This is a genomic window from Nostoc sp. UCD121, from assembly GCF_014222285.1.
GTDB lineage: Bacteria > Cyanobacteriota > Cyanobacteriia > Cyanobacteriales > Nostocaceae > Nostoc.
This window is the reverse complement of the sequence record NZ_JACKZS010000058.1, coordinates 1-15441: the sequence shown is the minus strand read 5'-3', so window position 1 is coordinate 15441 and position 15441 is coordinate 1. Positions and strand designations below refer to the sequence as shown.

15 protein-coding genes are annotated in these 15441 nt (G+C 42.0%); 12 read left to right on the top strand and 3 right to left on the bottom strand.

Annotated features, from left to right (window positions below):
* Nucleotides 1-84: 84 nt before the first annotated feature.
* Nucleotides 85-924: a formate dehydrogenase accessory sulfurtransferase FdhD gene (fdhD, locus tag GNF10_RS14720; protein WP_185586684.1), complete on the top strand. Its 840-nt coding sequence runs from the start codon at nucleotides 85-87 to the stop codon at nucleotides 922-924.
* Nucleotides 925-1085: 161 nt separating this feature from the next.
* On the opposite strand, the gene pnuC is transcribed toward fdhD, so the two are convergent.
* Nucleotides 1086-1727 (bottom strand): nicotinamide riboside transporter PnuC, encoded by a 642-nt coding sequence (gene pnuC / locus GNF10_RS14715; RefSeq protein ID WP_260445873.1) that lies wholly within the window; start codon nucleotides 1725-1727, stop codon nucleotides 1086-1088.
* Between the two features lie 11 nt (nucleotides 1728-1738).
* Nucleotides 1739-2767: an AAA family ATPase gene (locus tag GNF10_RS14710; RefSeq protein WP_185586685.1), complete on the bottom strand. Its 1029-nt coding sequence runs from the start codon at nucleotides 2765-2767 to the stop codon at nucleotides 1739-1741.
* A 151-nt stretch (nucleotides 2768-2918) separates the two neighbouring features.
* Between GNF10_RS14710 and GNF10_RS14705 the strand changes: the two genes are divergently transcribed.
* The 11 genes from GNF10_RS14705 (at nucleotide 2919) to GNF10_RS14655 (ending at nucleotide 14512) form a co-directional block, all read left to right on the top strand.
* Entirely contained in the window at nucleotides 2919-3080 is a 162-nt protein-coding gene (locus GNF10_RS14705; RefSeq protein WP_185586686.1) for a hypothetical protein, read from the top strand.
* 271 nt (nucleotides 3081-3351) lie between these two features.
* The gene (locus GNF10_RS14700) at nucleotides 3352-4698 is read left to right on the top strand and encodes a hypothetical protein (RefSeq protein WP_185586687.1); all 1347 of its coding nucleotides are present in this window, start codon (nucleotides 3352-3354) and stop codon (nucleotides 4696-4698) included.
* Nucleotides 4699-5033: 335 nt separating this feature from the next.
* Entirely contained in the window at nucleotides 5034-6695 is a 1662-nt protein-coding gene (locus GNF10_RS14695; protein WP_185586688.1) for an RluA family pseudouridine synthase, read from the top strand.
* An 859-nt stretch (nucleotides 6696-7554) separates the two neighbouring features.
* A complete protein-coding gene (locus GNF10_RS14690) occupies nucleotides 7555-8676 on the top strand; it encodes an LLM class flavin-dependent oxidoreductase (RefSeq protein ID WP_185586689.1) in 1122 nt (373 codons plus the stop codon).
* Between the two features lie 163 nt (nucleotides 8677-8839).
* A complete protein-coding gene (locus tag GNF10_RS14685; protein ID WP_012407403.1) occupies nucleotides 8840-9049 on the top strand; it encodes an RRXRR domain-containing protein in 210 nt (69 codons plus the stop codon).
* 99 nt (nucleotides 9050-9148) lie between these two features.
* On the top strand, nucleotides 9149-9820 hold the full coding sequence (locus GNF10_RS14680; RefSeq protein WP_185586690.1) for a cysteine dioxygenase family protein: 672 nt from the start codon (nucleotides 9149-9151) through the stop codon (nucleotides 9818-9820).
* Entirely contained in the window at nucleotides 9807-10568 is a 762-nt protein-coding gene (locus tag GNF10_RS14675; RefSeq protein ID WP_221643406.1) for a class II aldolase/adducin family protein, read from the top strand. Before GNF10_RS14680 ends, GNF10_RS14675 begins: the two co-directional genes overlap by 14 nt.
* 257 nt (nucleotides 10569-10825) lie before the next feature.
* Complete coding sequence (locus GNF10_RS14670) at nucleotides 10826-11944, top strand: sulfonate ABC transporter substrate-binding protein (RefSeq protein ID WP_185583102.1); 1119 nt, start codon at nucleotides 10826-10828, stop codon at nucleotides 11942-11944.
* 106 nt (nucleotides 11945-12050) lie between these two features.
* Entirely contained in the window at nucleotides 12051-12872 is an 822-nt protein-coding gene (locus tag GNF10_RS14665) for an NADPH-dependent oxidoreductase (protein WP_185583101.1), read from the top strand.
* 602 nt (nucleotides 12873-13474) lie between these two features.
* Nucleotides 13475-13948, top strand: a complete 474-nt coding sequence (locus GNF10_RS14660) for a TspO/MBR family protein (RefSeq protein ID WP_185583099.1) — start codon at nucleotides 13475-13477, stop codon at nucleotides 13946-13948.
* Between the two features lie 90 nt (nucleotides 13949-14038).
* Nucleotides 14039-14512 carry a TspO/MBR family protein gene (locus tag GNF10_RS14655; protein WP_185583097.1) on the top strand — a complete coding sequence of 158 codons (474 nt, stop codon included), beginning with the start codon at nucleotides 14039-14041 and terminating at the stop codon, nucleotides 14510-14512.
* A gap of 9 nt (nucleotides 14513-14521) precedes the next feature.
* Here GNF10_RS14655 and GNF10_RS14650 read toward each other — a convergent pair whose 3' ends face one another.
* Nucleotides 14522-15229, bottom strand: coding sequence for a M15 family metallopeptidase (locus tag GNF10_RS14650; protein ID WP_185583095.1), 708 nt, complete (start codon nucleotides 15227-15229; stop codon nucleotides 14522-14524).
* Nucleotides 15230-15441: the final 212 nt, after the last annotated feature.

Genomic DNA, 15441 nt, shown 5'->3' with positions numbered 1-15441 from the left:
CAGTAAAAAAACATCCCATCCCTGCGTTTGGGTAGGGGTGCAAGGCATTGCGCCCCTACAAATAGACAAATAATTTTGGAAAATATGACTATGCCAACTAAAAGCAAAACCAAAGCCACTGTTTGGGTAGCGGAAAAAGGTCAAGTACGACCTCGTTTAGATCATCTCACTACTGAGGAACCTTTAGAAATTCGTCTTGTTCCTTTCCAGAAGACGGTAGCTGTAACAATGCGGACACCAGGGGCAGATTTTGAACTAGCAGCTGGTTTCCTCTACAGTGAAGGAGTTGTTAGCCGCAGAGAAGATATCCGACGTATCAGCTACTGTGTTGATGAATTAGTAGATGGTGAGCAACGCCATAATATTGTAAATGTAGAATTGCGGGATGGGTTGATTCCAGACTTACAGCCTTTGGAGCGTCATTTCTATACTAGTAGCGCCTGTGGAGTGTGTGGTAAAGCTAGCCTGGAGGCTTTGCGTCTGCGGGGATGTCCAGTGATTCCTTCTGGCCCGACAGTAACACCTGAGATCGTATACAGCCTACCTGATAAGCTCCGGGCTGCTCAAGGTATCTTCACAGCTACAGGAGGTTTGCACGCTGCGGCTATCTTCGATACTCAAGGTAATTTGTTAAACCTGTGGGAGGATGTTGGACGACACAATGCTTTGGATAAATTGATTGGTACAGCTTTTCTCAGTGACGAATTGCCTTTAAATAATTGTATTGTGCTGGTCAGTGGACGCTCTAGTTTTGAGATTTTGCAAAAGTCTACAACTGCTGGAGTTCCGATTGTTTGTTCTGTTTCTGCTCCCAGTAGTTTGGCAGTATCTGTAGCCAAGGAATTCGGGATCACCTTAATTGGATTTCTGCGCGGAGAACGATTTAATATTTACACTGGTTTGCAAAGAATTAACGCTGTTTAAGAACACTTTTGTCGTGGCGTAGCGAGGCTAAATTGGTGCAAAAAAATTTGTAGATTGGGGAGCCACTGCCTTGCGCGGGTTTCTGGCGTTGGAGGCTTTGCGTAACCCAACATTCTGATATATGTTGGGTTGGGTTGCGCTCCGCTTCACCCAACCTACGTCTAATGCACTATTTTAGCTGTCTTTAGCCAAGATATTGAACCGTTAATTGCTATGATTAGCAAAATCACATACAAAAAAGCAATAAATTTAACTTCTTTAACGTAGTACAACCAAATACCAATAACATCAACGATGATCCAGTAATACCAGCTTTCAATCCTTTTTTGCGCCATGAGCCACATAGCAGTAAAGCTCATGATTGTTGTGAGTGCATCTAAGTAAGGAAAAGAAGCTTTTTCTGGAAAGATTGCAGGGATTAACAGGTGAATTTGACTCATTAAACCTCCCGTTGCAAACGAAATTGCTACTGTGATTGCCGCAATCAAAACAATTTTACGCGGTGGACTATATCGAATCTGCAAAACTTTACTAGAATCAGGTGTACTCCATCGCCACCAGCCATATACACTAACAACTAAATAGTAGATTTGTTCTAAAAAATCCGAATACAAACGGATTTGATAGAAAAGCGCCATATATAGCAATACACTAACTATCCCAACAGGCCAAGTCAGAATTTTCCTTTGAGAAATTAGCCAAGTTGACCATAGATAAAAGACTGTTCCCAAGAGTTCTATGTAGCTCAGGGGATATCCTATCAGATTGAAAGCTATAGTATTTACACTCCAAAATTCCAGCATATTGATGCACTTTATAAAATAATTTTATTGAAAAATAGCTCTCCTAAGTTGGCATACTTCTGGTAACAAGACAATACTTTTTTAACAATACTAATACGTGTTATGAGGTCGCCAGACAAGCGAAAAAATGGAATTTTTCTTACAATTAAATCGCTCTCAATTTGTTTTTGAAATATGCTACGGTTTGTTTCTCCAGAGCGATCCCAGGTATCATCGTAAGGTATATCTAGATCGCAAAAAAACACTAAATCATAGCGCGATATGGCTTGATGGGCAAGTTCTGCTAACTCTAGGGCAACAGTTTTGTGGTAATACAACGAGAATTGATAGGTTGTCAAGGCATTAGTATCTGTAAATAAGTACTGGTTTGCTTGCAATAATAAGGCTTCTTCACGTTCTAAATGCCCTTTGGCAATTTCCACAAGTTGCAAGAGCGAAAGTCGTCTGTTGATTTGATTTTTTTCCCAATACTCGCGCCCGTACTCCGGCATCCATACAGTGTTGTACTCTTTAGCTAATTGTGATGCAATGGTAGTTTTACCAGTTGAAGGAGCGCCCAGAAAAACAATGTTAGCGATCAGATCGCGGTATACATCAGGATGTAAATACTCCCGGAATGCGTAAGCGTCTGTTCTGACTTGCGTTCCTGAAATTGGAAAAGTTTTGCGATCGCAATCCACAAGTCGATTAACTGCTCCTAGTGCCTGGCTTACGTGTTCACCGTAAAATTCACTACAGTAAAAGTGGGTAATTTTTTTTGATTCCAGTTGTTTCAGGATATAATCTTCGTGCATTTTCTTAATCTCAGAAGTGTCCCCAACCTCAGTTGGGCCATCCCAAGCTTCAATCACCTGGATTCGGGGATAAATTTTCCGCAGCCAGTTAGCTCGAACGGTTAAAGGAATCGCAGTCACCTCTGGACACTCATAAATCATCACAAGCACTTCATCCATCTCTGCTAAAGCAGTTTCAATCACCAATTGATGTCCTTTGTGGAGAGGTGCGTATTTGCCTAGCGTGAGTCCGCATGTACCAGTCATAGTTTTGACCTTCCTTAGCTTTATATTTGAATTACACTAATGTCTATTTAAAAAACTTGGAAACATTGGACTTATAACTTTTGGTTGATGAGCTTGTTAGTTAATTAGATGAAAATTTTGCTGGAATTTAGAAAATATTAAGCAAAAAAATATGTCCAAGATCGCAATTATTGACTTGCAGCCTGACATTCAAGTTGAAGAACGCGAAGTATCTGAGGCAGTTATGGCGGTAGTCATTGGAGGAATTCAAGTTAAGCTTCTAGGTAATAATATTCTGGATGCGACATTCAAGGGTTTTACATTGACGGTTTAAATTTGGCAACATATCGCTTGGGGAAGGGGTAAATTCAAACCTTTTCCCCTTAATCGGAAGAGGTTGCCTACTCACTAGTAATAATAAATACCTTTTATGATGCGTGACTGCCGCCATGCAATCACACAAAAAGACAAAAGTGCCGGTTCCTTTCTCTTGATCCTCTCTTTGGCAGAGGTATTATTTTTCAGACAAATTTTTTAATATACGGAATGACTCAAGTATGGTTACACTACCGACATAGTAATCACTGTTGGTGGAATACCGAGCGATGTATAAAAATGTTAAAAGATTTACTGCTATTTTTCTGTTGGTCTTTCTGTTGATTGTTTCTATCAACTTTGCAGCAATTGCTCAAAATAGTTCAGATGGCCCTTCTGTAAATTTTGCATCGTCTCAGATATGTTCAGTGCCTCCTGGACTGAAAACTCAACAAGTCATTGCCGATAATGGTCGTAATTTAGTTAAGATGGGCGATCGCATCAGGGTAAGGGTTGATGGATTATCAGCAGCCACCAAAAATACAACAGCTAATGCCAACAATTCATTCGATCCTCGACAATTAGTGTTGTACCTGGATGGTTATGAACTAGAGGATGTTCACGGAGAACCAGTTATCGTTATGGTTCCGGGTAAAGATCAACAAAAAATTGTTGATGATAATTGGTTAGCTTTTCGGCTTGAACGTACTGATTCGTCTGAAGCTGCATGGAATACGCTTCTTGGCCAGGCAAATAGATACAGTATTAACGTAATAGCGGGGGTAGGCTGTCCCAGAAAACTGGCGATTCCGGTGAGCAATCCTCTATCACCTCCTCAATTAAAAATAGTTCTGTTATCCTGGCGATTTTGGCTATGTCTGCTTCTAGTGCTATCTGTTGTATTAATATTCATTAGGTATTGCCGAAGCACTCTTCGTAGCCCTGGCATAGAAGGGGTTTACTCTAAAAAAGAGGTGATTGGTGGCCAAGAATTGTTGATTCCAGAAAAGGCAGAACTTGAAAAAGAAGATCGAAAAAGCCGAATTGCTCAATTTTTTCTTGGTAGAAAGAAACTAAACAGAAACCCGTTCAGTTTATCGATATCTCAACTTGCTTTTTGGACATTTCTCATTTTTGGTTCTTACCTGATTATCTATGGCATAACAGGGGATTATACTAATATTTTGACTCAACAATCACTAATATTATTGGGAATCAATTCTATAACTGCGTTTGGTACTTCCTTAATTGATGGACAGGGGAATGAGAGAAAGAAAAAAGGTAGTCAACGAGTTTCTGAAGGTTTTTTCTATGATATCTTATCGGATATTAATGGAGTTAACTTTCACCGCTTCCAAACATTTATTTGGACAGTTGCAATTGGTCTTTTCTTTGTTTGGGAGGTCATTAAAAATCTGGCAATGCCGGAATTTGATGAAACACTTTTGACACTACAAGGAATCAGTGCTGCAACATATCTTGGGCTTAGAGGGCAAGAGCAGCATGGTATGACAAAAGAGGCAGAATCTACACCCATAGAAGATAACTCATCTGAACAACCGTTTCCAGCAGCACAAGATAATTCACCAGAACAAGACAGTCTACCGGAGGGCGATTCATCGATTCCTACTAGCTAAATTCTAGAGTCATTTCGTGCATTCAAGGTCAATACGGTTCAGTTAAGCTCAAAACTTTTTGTCAAAGTTATTTTTTAACGAACCGCGTTCGCGTAGCATCTCGTAGAGAAAGACGCGAAGGAAGAGAAGGAAGAAATGCTTAACTGAACTGTATTGCATTCAAGGTTGGGTTTTTAGCTGCGATCGCTCAAATAGGTGTTACTGAATAACAACTACTAAGTACTACAAATTAGGGTGATCGCACTTACTCTTTACGCATCACGACTCGTAATATATTTTAGTGAAAGCAATAATTTAAAATATTAGGAGCAGCTAAATTTGCAATCATACTTTGTATGGTAGTTTTGCACGCACTTTCAGATTTCATCGACTGCAATTTTGCTATCAGCGATTTATCTCCGAGTTATTGGTACGAAGGGCGCTGTCTCCAAAGTGGCGACCGCTTAAGATTACCCCGCACCTCAATGTCTGAAGCGATCGCTCACGGACTTATGCAACAACTTAGCAAAAATGACTGTTATTCTCGTGAAGGTAAGATGTATGGAGTACTGTTGGTTGAATTGCCTAATGGCGAACAACGGGTACTAAAAGCTTTTTCCGGTCTTTTAAATGGTTGCAGTTTGGTTACAGGTTGGGTTCCACCAATTCCAGGACGGGACGAAGTTGCTTTAGAGGAAGCCCGCACTTTAGCTGAGTTGGACGCAATTAAACAGGAAATTCTTTGTTTGAAGCAACTAACCGAACGTCAGCAGTATGAAACTCTATCTGATGAATTTGAGCGACAGTTGCAAGCAATGAGCGATCGCCATCGTCACTGCAAACACCAACGACAGGAAAAACGTCAACAAATCTGCAATACACTCCCTCCAGAAACACTCACTATTGCCCTTGAACAACTCGACGAAGAAAGTCGTCAGCAAGGAATTGAGCGACGACAACTTAAACGCCAACAAAATGAAGTATTACAGCCTCTACAGCAGTTAATTGCAGCAACGGATGCGCGAATTAGCGAACTGAAGCAACAGCGTAAAGCCTTATCCCGACAATTACAAGCTCAGATGCAGGCTAGCTACAGCCTGACTAATTTTTTGGGGCGATCGCTATCATTACAGCAATTGATGCCAGGAGGTTCGCCCACTGGTACAGGTGACTGTTGTGCCCCAAAATTACTCCACTATGCGGCAACACATAATTTAAAACCACTGGCAATGGCAGAGTTTTGGTGGGGTGCGTCTTCAGTAAATCAGGATAAAATTCCGGGAGAATTTTATGGAGCGTGCATCGAACGATGTCAGCCATTGATGGGGTTTTTGCTCTCAGGGTTAAGACCTAACCCCCCGCTTCCTTTCCCTGGGAGGGAAGAGGTCACTTTACCGATTATTTATGAAGACGAATGGCTGATTGCGGTAAACAAACCTGCTGGGTTACTTTCGGTACCTGGGCGTTATAGCGATCGCCAAGATAGTGTTTTGAGCCGCTTACGTCATCTGTTACCAGATGGTATGGCACTTGTATCTGTGCATCGCCTAGATCAGGAAACTTCTGGGATTTTGTTGTTAGCACGCGATCGCCAAACCCATCGGCAACTCAGCCAGCAGTTTCAGCAACATCAGGTTCACAAGGTTTATGAAGCCGTACTTTCAGGTGTTGCGATCGCTGAACAAGGTGTAATTGACTTGCCATTGTGGGGAGATCCTGAAAATCGCCCTTATCAAAAAGTTGATTGGCAAAACGGTAAACCCAGCTTGACAAACTTCCAGGTAATGGTAAGAGAACAAGATTACACCCGCGTAGAATTTACGCCATTAACAGGACGCACCCATCAATTGAGGGTTCATGCGGCTGATGTGCGAGGACTTGGGATTGCTATTTTAGGCGATCGCCTTTATGGATGCGATGCAGTTACTAGTCGCTTACATCTGCACGCTAGAGAACTTCATTTTGAGCATCCAAAGTTAGAAAAAACCTTGTATTTAAAAGCAATTACGCCCTTTTGATAGAACTCCCAAGAATCAAAGTATAGCTTTCCCTTTCAAGGTAACTCGTAAAATCTCTTATCTTTTCTCAGCGCTGCGCCAGTTGCTACAAGTCGGGGAACCCGATGGTACTTGCTCATGGGGGAAACCCCCAAGACCGCAGTAGCTCCCCAACGCACTGGCTTCTCTGCGCCTCTGCGGTTTAAAAGTATTTTTTAACCACAGAGGCGCAGAGGACACAGAGTATAGAGCTGAAAGAGGAATTTATTGACCAAAATTTTACTTACTTTGAAAGGGCTAGCCCATTGCTTTTTTAATTTGTATGTGATAATTTTTGCTTGTAGCTAATTCAACGGTTATCCGACCGATTTGCCGTACTTGCGGAATCAATATCACAGCTAAAAAACTGCACAATAAACCTATTCAAGGAATTATTGTGAGATTACTTCACAAGATTGCCTGATCTATCCTTGAAAATCCCTAGTGAGTGGTAAGAATGAGAGTGCTGGAGTTTACTTTTAGACTCTCATTCTTATCTTTTCTTTAATCAAAGGAGTAATAAAAAAATTGTTGATCCAGTTCAAAAAGTTATTATTTTTATTGCCCCAACACTCAATCAAATTCCTTTATAGCTTATTAATTAGCGCTATCCGGGTCAATGAATAGCGATTCCTCTATGAGTAAGCCTGCCCAATTTGTATGTAAAAAATTTGCTGTTAACCTAGCTGGTGTAAGCAAGGATCTGTTATTAAAAGTATTGAAAAAAAGAATATTCCGAAACAGAAATTTCACTGTGTCTTCTTACCTCTAACTATTTAAGTAGAAAGGGTAAATGCAGAACAATTCCCCATTCCCAATGTAGTTTTTAAAGATATGCACTATGCCAATTGAATTTATTGGAATGATTGGAACGCGACAAATATCTGAGTTAGATGGGCCGAGAGTTGCAATCACTGGGGGTTCCATAGATGCTGCTTATGTTCGCAAGTTTGCTCAGGCACATGAAGATGGTGGCTTTGATCACGTGCTGGTTGGTTATGGTTCAACTGGCCCCGATGGCTTAACTGTGGCATCGTTTGCAGCAGCAGCAACAGAACGGTTGAAGTTTTTAATTGCTCATCGCCCTGGTTTCGTGGCTCCTACGCTCTTTGCACGCAAAACAGCAACTTTGGATCATTTTACTAATGGTCGCATCGCCGTACACATTATTACAGGTGGCAGCGATGCTGAACAACAACGTGATGGTGATTGGCTTGACCATGATACTCGCTATCGGCGGACAGATGAATATCTTGATATTGTGCGTCGAACATGGATTAGTGATACTCCCTTCGACTATGAGGGCGAATTCTATCGGGTGAAAGATGCTTACTCAGATGTGAAGCCTCTGCAACAGCCCCATATACCTGTTTACTTTGGGGGTGCTTCTGGTGCAGCAGTACCTGTGGGTGCAAAGCATAGTGATGTCTATGCTATGTGGGGAGAACCCATTGCAGCAATTAAAGAACGGATACGTGAAGTCAAAGCTGTAACACCACCGGGGCGATCGCCCCGGTTCAGTGTATCTTTGCGGCCAATCTTGGGTGATACAGAGGAAAAGGCTTGGCAACGGGCACATTCAATTCTGTCGCGTGTTAAAGAAATTCGGGCGGCAAAAACAGACAATCAACCACCCTTAACTCCCTACTTGAATTCAGCACGTCCCGAAGCAGTGGGTTCCAGTCGTTTATTACAGTTTGCCCAAGAAAGCGAAATTTTCGATAAGCGCTTGTGGACTCCAATTGCTGCCGCTACTGGTGCTTATGGTAATACTACCGCCCTGGTTGGTACGCCGGAGCAAGTAGCAGAATCCCTTGTAGATTACTATGATGCGGGGGTAACTACTCTATTGATTCGAGGATTTGATCCGTTAGAAGATGCGATCGCTTACGGTCGTGATGTGATTCCCTTAGTGCGGGCAGAAGTGCAACGGCGGGAGCAACAAGCAGCTGTCATTGCTTAGTAGAGATTTGCCTGATTAATACCTTAGTGTTTTGAAACGCAGATGTGCTTCGCCTTCCTACAAAGTAGGTACCTAGAATCTTTTCAAGTAATTTAACTACTCCCCGTTCTTCGTCTCAAATATTTGAAGACTGCTGTAAATAATTTGATTATTTCAAAATTTCATGACTAAAGTATTCATTCTCGATGCCAACCAAGAACCATTGTATCCAGTACGCATCAGCCATGCTAGGCTGCTATTGTCACAAGGTAAAGCTACTGTGTTTCAACGATATCCCTTTACTATCATTTTGAAGGAGTCTTTATCTAATTTAAAACTGGAGCAACTTGGCTTCAAAATTCACCCTAGTATTAAAATAATTCGTAATTCGTAATGACGCTCGCGGGCTCGCTACCGCTACGCTAACGTAATTCGTAATTTAATTATGAATTACAAATTAGTTAATAGTTGCCTCCCAAACCGAGGAATATAGATGACAAACGACACCATCTTGGAACCATTGCCAGAAGACCAATGGTTTATTGAGAGCCAGGAACTACGATCCTTTGTAGCAACAGTGCGTGAAATTAGCGCTATCCCTGCTGGCGATCGCACACAAACTCTTACTAGATTAGAACCCTATTTTCAAGAGTTGCTTGCCCAACAGGAATGGCTATCTGAAAAGTTTGCCCAAATTAATCCCGAAAGCAAGATGGGTGGTGGTATAGGTCAGTGGCTACTTTATCGCGCCAAAGATCGTTCTCTGTCAGTCTTCAGTTTGGTGATTCCCCCAGGTTCTACGACTCCCGTACACGATCATTTAGCCTGGGGACTGATTGGTTTATACAAAGGCAATCAAGAAGAAACAGTCTACCGCCGTGTAGATAACGGCGATACTGAAGGACACGCACAATTACAAGTAACTGAAGTGCGTAGCCTTCAACCAGGCGATATCTACCGCCTTCTCCCCCCAGACGGTGATATCCACGCCGTCAAAACTACATCCCAGAGCGCATCTGTATCTATTCATATTCTGGGTAATGATACTGGTTGTATCTTGCGTCACCAGTTCATCCCAGAATCTGATAGCGTCAAATCCTTTCGCTCTGGATATTCCAACGCTCCCTGCAAAGAGGAAGAGGAAAAAGAACATGTCCAGGTATAGTAGACCACAAGTCCCTGTATTCGAGCGAGTTGAAGACGAACGCCTGCACCGCAAGCAACGTCTAGCCGCAGCCTTTCGCCTATTTGGTAAATTTGGTTTCAGCGAAGGAATCGCAGGCCATATTACGGCTCGCGATCCAGAATTTACAGACCATTTTTGGGTTAATCCACTAGGAACATATTTCGGTCATATCCGAGTTTCTGACCTGATCTTAGTTAACAAAGAAGGTGAGGTAGTTAAAGGCGATGCGGAAGTAAATCGAGCAGCTTTCGCCATCCATTCTCAGATTCATGAAGCCCGGCCTGATGTCATCGCGGCGGCTCATGCTCATTCAATTTATGGTAAAGCCTGGTCTAGTTTAGGTCGTCTCCTTGACCCCTTGACCCAAGATTCATGTGCTTTTTACGAAGATCATGCGCTGTTTGACGATTTCACAGGTGTGGTTTTAGAAACTTCTGAAGGTCAACGACTGGCGCAAACTTTGGGGCCAAAGAAAGCCATAATTCTCCGTAACCACAGCATTTTAACTGTGGGACAGACGGTAGATGAAGCAGCCTTTTGGTACATTAGTTTAGAGCGATCGTGCCAAGCCCAACTGCTGGCAGAAGCTGCGGGTAGACCTACTATTATCAAACACGAAACAGCCCGTTTGACACAAACTCAAGTGGGGTCACGTATAAGTGGGTGGTTCAGTTTCCAGCCCCTTTACGACAGAATTGTACGTGAAGAACCTGATTTGCTGAATTAGTAATATATTTTTTGATACTAAGATAATAAGTAAGAAAGTATTAGTTTTTCCACTTTCCATTCTTTTTATTAAAGGCAACAGGCAATAGGCAATAGGCAATAGGCAATAGGGCAGGTGTTGGATGGGGATTTAAAACATCGTCCAACACAATGCCTGTTTCCTCGATCAAAGGTTTGTCAAATTTACCTGAATTTATTTATATACTCCGGTAAATCTATACGTTTATAGTATTTATGTAACTCAGAGAAATCATTTTGATGATTAACCTAATCTTTCGCCGTTTCATTGCCAAGTGGATATCGTTGGTAAAAATCAGGAATATCCCATTTAACAACCAGCACAAATTATTCTTTTCTTCTCCTTTGCCAATTACGGGGGCTTTTGTTACAGGGCTGTGTCTGAGTATGCTATTTGCTGCCTGTTCATTGCCATCGACTGTTAGTTCTTCTAATCCTAGTGCGACATCTGTTAGTAATTCTGCTTCCAGTAAAGCCACAGTATTAAGATTTGGCTATCAAAAATCGAATATATTGCTGAGAAACAAAGGTGTCTTAGAAAAGCGTTTGTCACCAGATGGAATATCTGTAGAATGGATCGAATTTCCGGCGGGGCCACAATTGCTAGAAGCCATGAATGTGGGTAGTATTGACTTCGGACACGTAGGAGAATCACCGCCAATATTTGCCCAAGCAGCAGGAGCATCATTAACTTATGTGGCTGGTATTGCTGTTAGCCCTGCGGGTTCAGCTATTCTTGTTCCCCCAAATTCCTCAATTCAAAAACTTACTGACTTGAAAGGTAAAAAAGTTGCTTTTCAAAAGGGTTCTAGTGCCCACTTATTGTTAGTCCAAGCTTTAGAAAAAGCAGGATTAAAATATACAGATATTGAACCGAAATATTTACCACCTGCTGATGCCCGCGCTGCATTTGTCAAGGGTAGTATAGATGCGTGGGTAATTTGGGACCCTTTCTATGCAGCCGCTCAAGAGGCAACTAAAGCCAGAGTTCTGATTGATGGGACAGGAATTAATAAACAGGGAGGATATTATTTAGGAACCCGTAAATTTGTCACTGAAAATCCCCAAACTGTTAAGGCAATTTTAGAAGAAATTCAAAACCTAGAAGAATGGTCTAAACAGCATCGAGAAGAGGTAGCACAAACTCTATCATCTGTGCTAGCAATTGACATAGCAACAATGAGAAAAGCTACTAATAGACGAACTTTTGGAATTGTACCAATTGATGATAATCTGATAGCTTTACAACAAAAGGTTGCAGATACATATTATCAGTTAAAGCTGATTCCTAAACAAGTTAATGTCAAAGATGGAGTGCTAACGCAAGAGCAATATGCTGCATTCTCACCAAAGATTTAGACCAGAATCATGAATTTGCTGTAGAGGTATAACCATGTGTGGATGTATGCCTCTACGGATGGAATTGGTGTTAGTAATAAAATATCGGAAAATTTGGGAGTTGATTATGACTAATCCTATAGAACTACTGCGATCGCGCTACGGTGAAATTCCCTTCAATCCCGAAATTGAATGGAATGATTCTCTGACGGCACTATTATCTCATCGTTCCATCCGGTCTTATCTATCCGATCCTTTACAAGCAGGAACTCTGGAGTTGTTAATTGCAGCCGCCCAATCTGCATCTACTTCCTCTAATTTACAAACCTGGAGTGTGGTAGCAGTTGAAGATCCAGAACGTAAAGAAGAGTTATCTAAATTAGCGGGGAACCAAGCACATATTAAGCAGGTTCCTTTATTCTTGGTTTGGTTAGCAGACTTGGCGCGTCTGAGTTACGTTGCTGACAGTCGCGGCATATCTCATGATGCGCTGGAATACTTGGAAATGTTTGTGATGGCAACAATCGATGCAACTTTGGCGGCGCAAAATGCAGCAGTTGCAGCTGAGTCACTTGGTTTAGGAACAGTGTATATCGGCGGAATCAGGAACCGCCCGCAAGAGGTCGCAGAGATATTGAATTTGCCCTCCTCTGTTTATGCTGTATTTGGGCTGTGTGTAGGCTATCAAAATCCGGAAGTAGAAGCAGCGATTAAGCCAAGATTGCCACAATCAGCCGTTTTGCACCGCGAAACTTATAAATTGTCAGAGCAAGAAGAAGCGATCGCTCACTACAACGAGATCATCAAAGAATTCTATACTGAACAAAAGATGAATGTCCCTGGTGATTGGTCAGAACACTCAGCCCAAAGGATCGCAACTGTTGAGTCATTGAGAGGACGCGATCGCTTGCGTGAAGTTCTCAATCATCTTGGCTTCAAGTTACTGTAAACAACAAAAATCAAGATTATGGATTTGCAACTCCGTGGCAAAGTCGCCTTAGTAACTACTGCTAGTAAAGGTTTGGGCATTCAGGGTTAGCGCGTCTCAAACCCTATTGACAGGGGAATTATGGCAGAGGTACTGAGTTTGAGAGAGCCGCAGCCAACACAGAAAGCATATAGCGATCGTTCATAGCTGCTCGTCGTGATTTTTGGCGAATACTGCGACGAAAAGATGATTTTCTTTCAGGCTCAGAATATAATCCGCTAGGACTTACGCAAAACAACGAGTTTTAGCTAGGGGCAATTGGTAAGAGGGAGAAAAATTACCTCTTTCACCTCTACCTCTTCGCAATGCCCATAAAGGACTTCCAGTTAAAAAATATCCCATCCCTGCGCGACCTCCGGAAATGTAGGGGCGCAAGACCTTGCGCCCCTACTAGAAATAATTTGGGATAATTTATTTTTTGCAAGTCCCTAATTTAAAATCCTGTCAAACGATGTCAAGGTTTCAAACTCAGGGATGATGAGTAAATAGCAATTAAATTGACAAAATTACACTATAAAGAGTGATATTAAGCGATAGATAGCGCTTGTAAAGGACTAACGGGCATGATTAAATCTTGGATGGTGATTGGGGGCGTGGCTTTCTTGGTTGCTTTAGCCGCTAACGTGATTACGCCTAGCGATCGCCAATGGTTCAAGCGCTTACAACGACCAAGATGGCTAACTTTTGAGGGCGCGATTCCAATTATCTGGACTGTAATATTTATTTGCGGTGCTTGGTCAGCTTATATTGTCTGGGAAAAAGATCCAGGAAGCACCTCAACCTGGTTAATCATGGGTTTATATCTGCTGTTAGAAATAATTACTATCGCCTATACGCCTGTAATGTTTCGGCTTCGCAGTCTGAAAGTGGGTACAATTCTTGGAGGCACAGGTTTTATCATTAGTGCTTTATTGATACTTGCGATCTTAAGTATTTCTGGTTGGGCAGCATTGCTACTGGTTCCTTATTTGCTTTGGAGTCCCATTGGTACTTATACCACTTGGCAGATGATCAGTCTCAATCCTCAAGATGCCTAAGATTCGCACCAACGAATGATTAAAGCTATGCCCTAAATTGTCACACTTGCAGTGTATGACTTGACAAAATACACAAAGCTTGAGGTCATTATGATTCCATCTTGGATAATAATTGGGGCTGTAACTTTCTTCGTCGCCCTTGGTAGTTTCTTTATTACACCGCGTGATGTTAAATGGTTTGCAAACTTAAGTCGCCCTCGTTGGCTAGTTTTTGAGCCGTTGATTCCAATCATCTGGACTGTGATTTTTATTTGCGGTGCAGCTTCGGCTTATATTGTCTGGGAAAAAAATCCCGGAAGCCCAATTACTTGGTTAATAATGGCTTTGTACCTTTTGGTGGAAATTATCACCGTTGCCTACATACCTATAATGCTAAGGTTTCGCAGTCTCAAAGCTGGGGAAGTTCTTGGGCTAGTTGGTTTGATTTCAGGCATTGTCCTCGCAATCTGCGTTTTGCCGATTTCTTTAATGGCGGCGCTGTTACTCCTTCCCTATCTAGTTTGGACTCCCATTGGTACTTACACTACCGACGAGTTAAAGGAACTGAATCCTTTAGACGCATAAAGAAAGTATCTATGCAATACGCCCATAACATGCTGTGGCAGGATTGGCTGGATTGGATTGATTATTCAGCCAAGCCCACATTTGATCGCCAACAGAAAAATGCCACCACTCTCTGGGATTGCGTTGAAACCCTGCTTTTAACATTACGTCTTGCAATAGCTGGCGGTAAGCATGATACTTTTGTGATTCTGGGTCGTCATTATTGGCATAATAATCGGGATGCGATCGCTCTGACATTTCATCAATCGGCGAACCCATATTTACTATTTGCCCAATATCATCTACTAGCGTCACATCCACCGCCGCACCTGTACTGTGAGGTGGCGGAGTTTTTTCATCCAAACTTGGTGCAGCCCAAATTGCATAAACTGCTTCCCAAACTTCTTGACGTTGGTTTGGGGATAACTCCACGTCAGTTAATCCCCTGTCTTGGACTGCTTGAGTGAAGCTGTAATCTACCATAAACTGCTGAACTGCGATCGGGCGATAAGCATCAAAAATTTGGATATGCCAGTTAGGATGCAGCAATTCAAGATAATTTTGCGCTTGGCTCAAATTTTTAATAACGCTTTGACGGAGATAATAAGGAGAGTGTTCGCCATAGGGGGCACCTAATTTTTCATAAGGATGAGGAGATTCCACCGCAAATAATTCTAAAGGAATCTCAATTAGCGGTTCACCACACTCGAAAATTGGGATTTGATGATAAGGTCTCATGTGAATAATTCGTAATTCATAAATTCGTAATTCGTAATTCGTAATTTTTAATTATTACCTCATGCTGTACATTAGGGAATTGCCAAATCATAAGTAAGTCGGTGTTAATATTTCCAGCTATGTTAAGAAATTTTAATGTAGGGTGTGTTGTCGCAGAGCGCATCCCAGGTGCATTAGCCTACGGCATAACACACCCTACAGCTAATTTATAT

What these genes read in the sequence shown, in the direction of transcription:
- pnuC (WP_260445873.1), bottom strand. Translation starts at nt 1,727, where the DNA reads ATGCTGGAATTTTGGAGTGTAAATACTATAGCTTTCAATCTGATAGGA.
- GNF10_RS14705 (WP_185586686.1), top strand. Translation starts at nt 2,919, where the DNA reads ATGTCCAAGATCGCAATTATTGACTTGCAGCCTGACATTCAAGTTGAA.
- GNF10_RS14685 (WP_012407403.1), top strand. Translation starts at nt 8,840, where the DNA reads ATGACTAAAGTATTCATTCTCGATGCCAACCAAGAACCATTGTATCCA.
- GNF10_RS14665 (WP_185583101.1), top strand. Translation starts at nt 12,051, where the DNA reads ATGACTAATCCTATAGAACTACTGCGATCGCGCTACGGTGAAATTCCC.
- GNF10_RS14670 (WP_185583102.1), top strand. Translation starts at nt 10,826, where the DNA reads ATGATTAACCTAATCTTTCGCCGTTTCATTGCCAAGTGGATATCGTTG.
- GNF10_RS14700 (WP_185586687.1), top strand. Translation starts at nt 3,352, where the DNA reads ATGTATAAAAATGTTAAAAGATTTACTGCTATTTTTCTGTTGGTCTTT.
- GNF10_RS14675 (WP_221643406.1), top strand. Translation starts at nt 9,807, where the DNA reads ATGTCCAGGTATAGTAGACCACAAGTCCCTGTATTCGAGCGAGTTGAA.
- GNF10_RS14680 (WP_185586690.1), top strand. Translation starts at nt 9,149, where the DNA reads ATGACAAACGACACCATCTTGGAACCATTGCCAGAAGACCAATGGTTT.
- GNF10_RS14690 (WP_185586689.1), top strand. Translation starts at nt 7,555, where the DNA reads ATGCCAATTGAATTTATTGGAATGATTGGAACGCGACAAATATCTGAG.
- GNF10_RS14660 (WP_185583099.1), top strand. Translation starts at nt 13,475, where the DNA reads ATGATTAAATCTTGGATGGTGATTGGGGGCGTGGCTTTCTTGGTTGCT.
- GNF10_RS14710 (WP_185586685.1), bottom strand. Translation starts at nt 2,767, where the DNA reads ATGACTGGTACATGCGGACTCACGCTAGGCAAATACGCACCTCTCCAC.
- GNF10_RS14650 (WP_185583095.1), bottom strand. Translation starts at nt 15,229, where the DNA reads ATGAGACCTTATCATCAAATCCCAATTTTCGAGTGTGGTGAACCGCTA.
- GNF10_RS14655 (WP_185583097.1), top strand. Translation starts at nt 14,039, where the DNA reads ATGATTCCATCTTGGATAATAATTGGGGCTGTAACTTTCTTCGTCGCC.
- fdhD (WP_185586684.1), top strand. Translation starts at nt 85, where the DNA reads ATGACTATGCCAACTAAAAGCAAAACCAAAGCCACTGTTTGGGTAGCG.
- GNF10_RS14695 (WP_185586688.1), top strand. Translation starts at nt 5,034, where the DNA reads ATGGTAGTTTTGCACGCACTTTCAGATTTCATCGACTGCAATTTTGCT.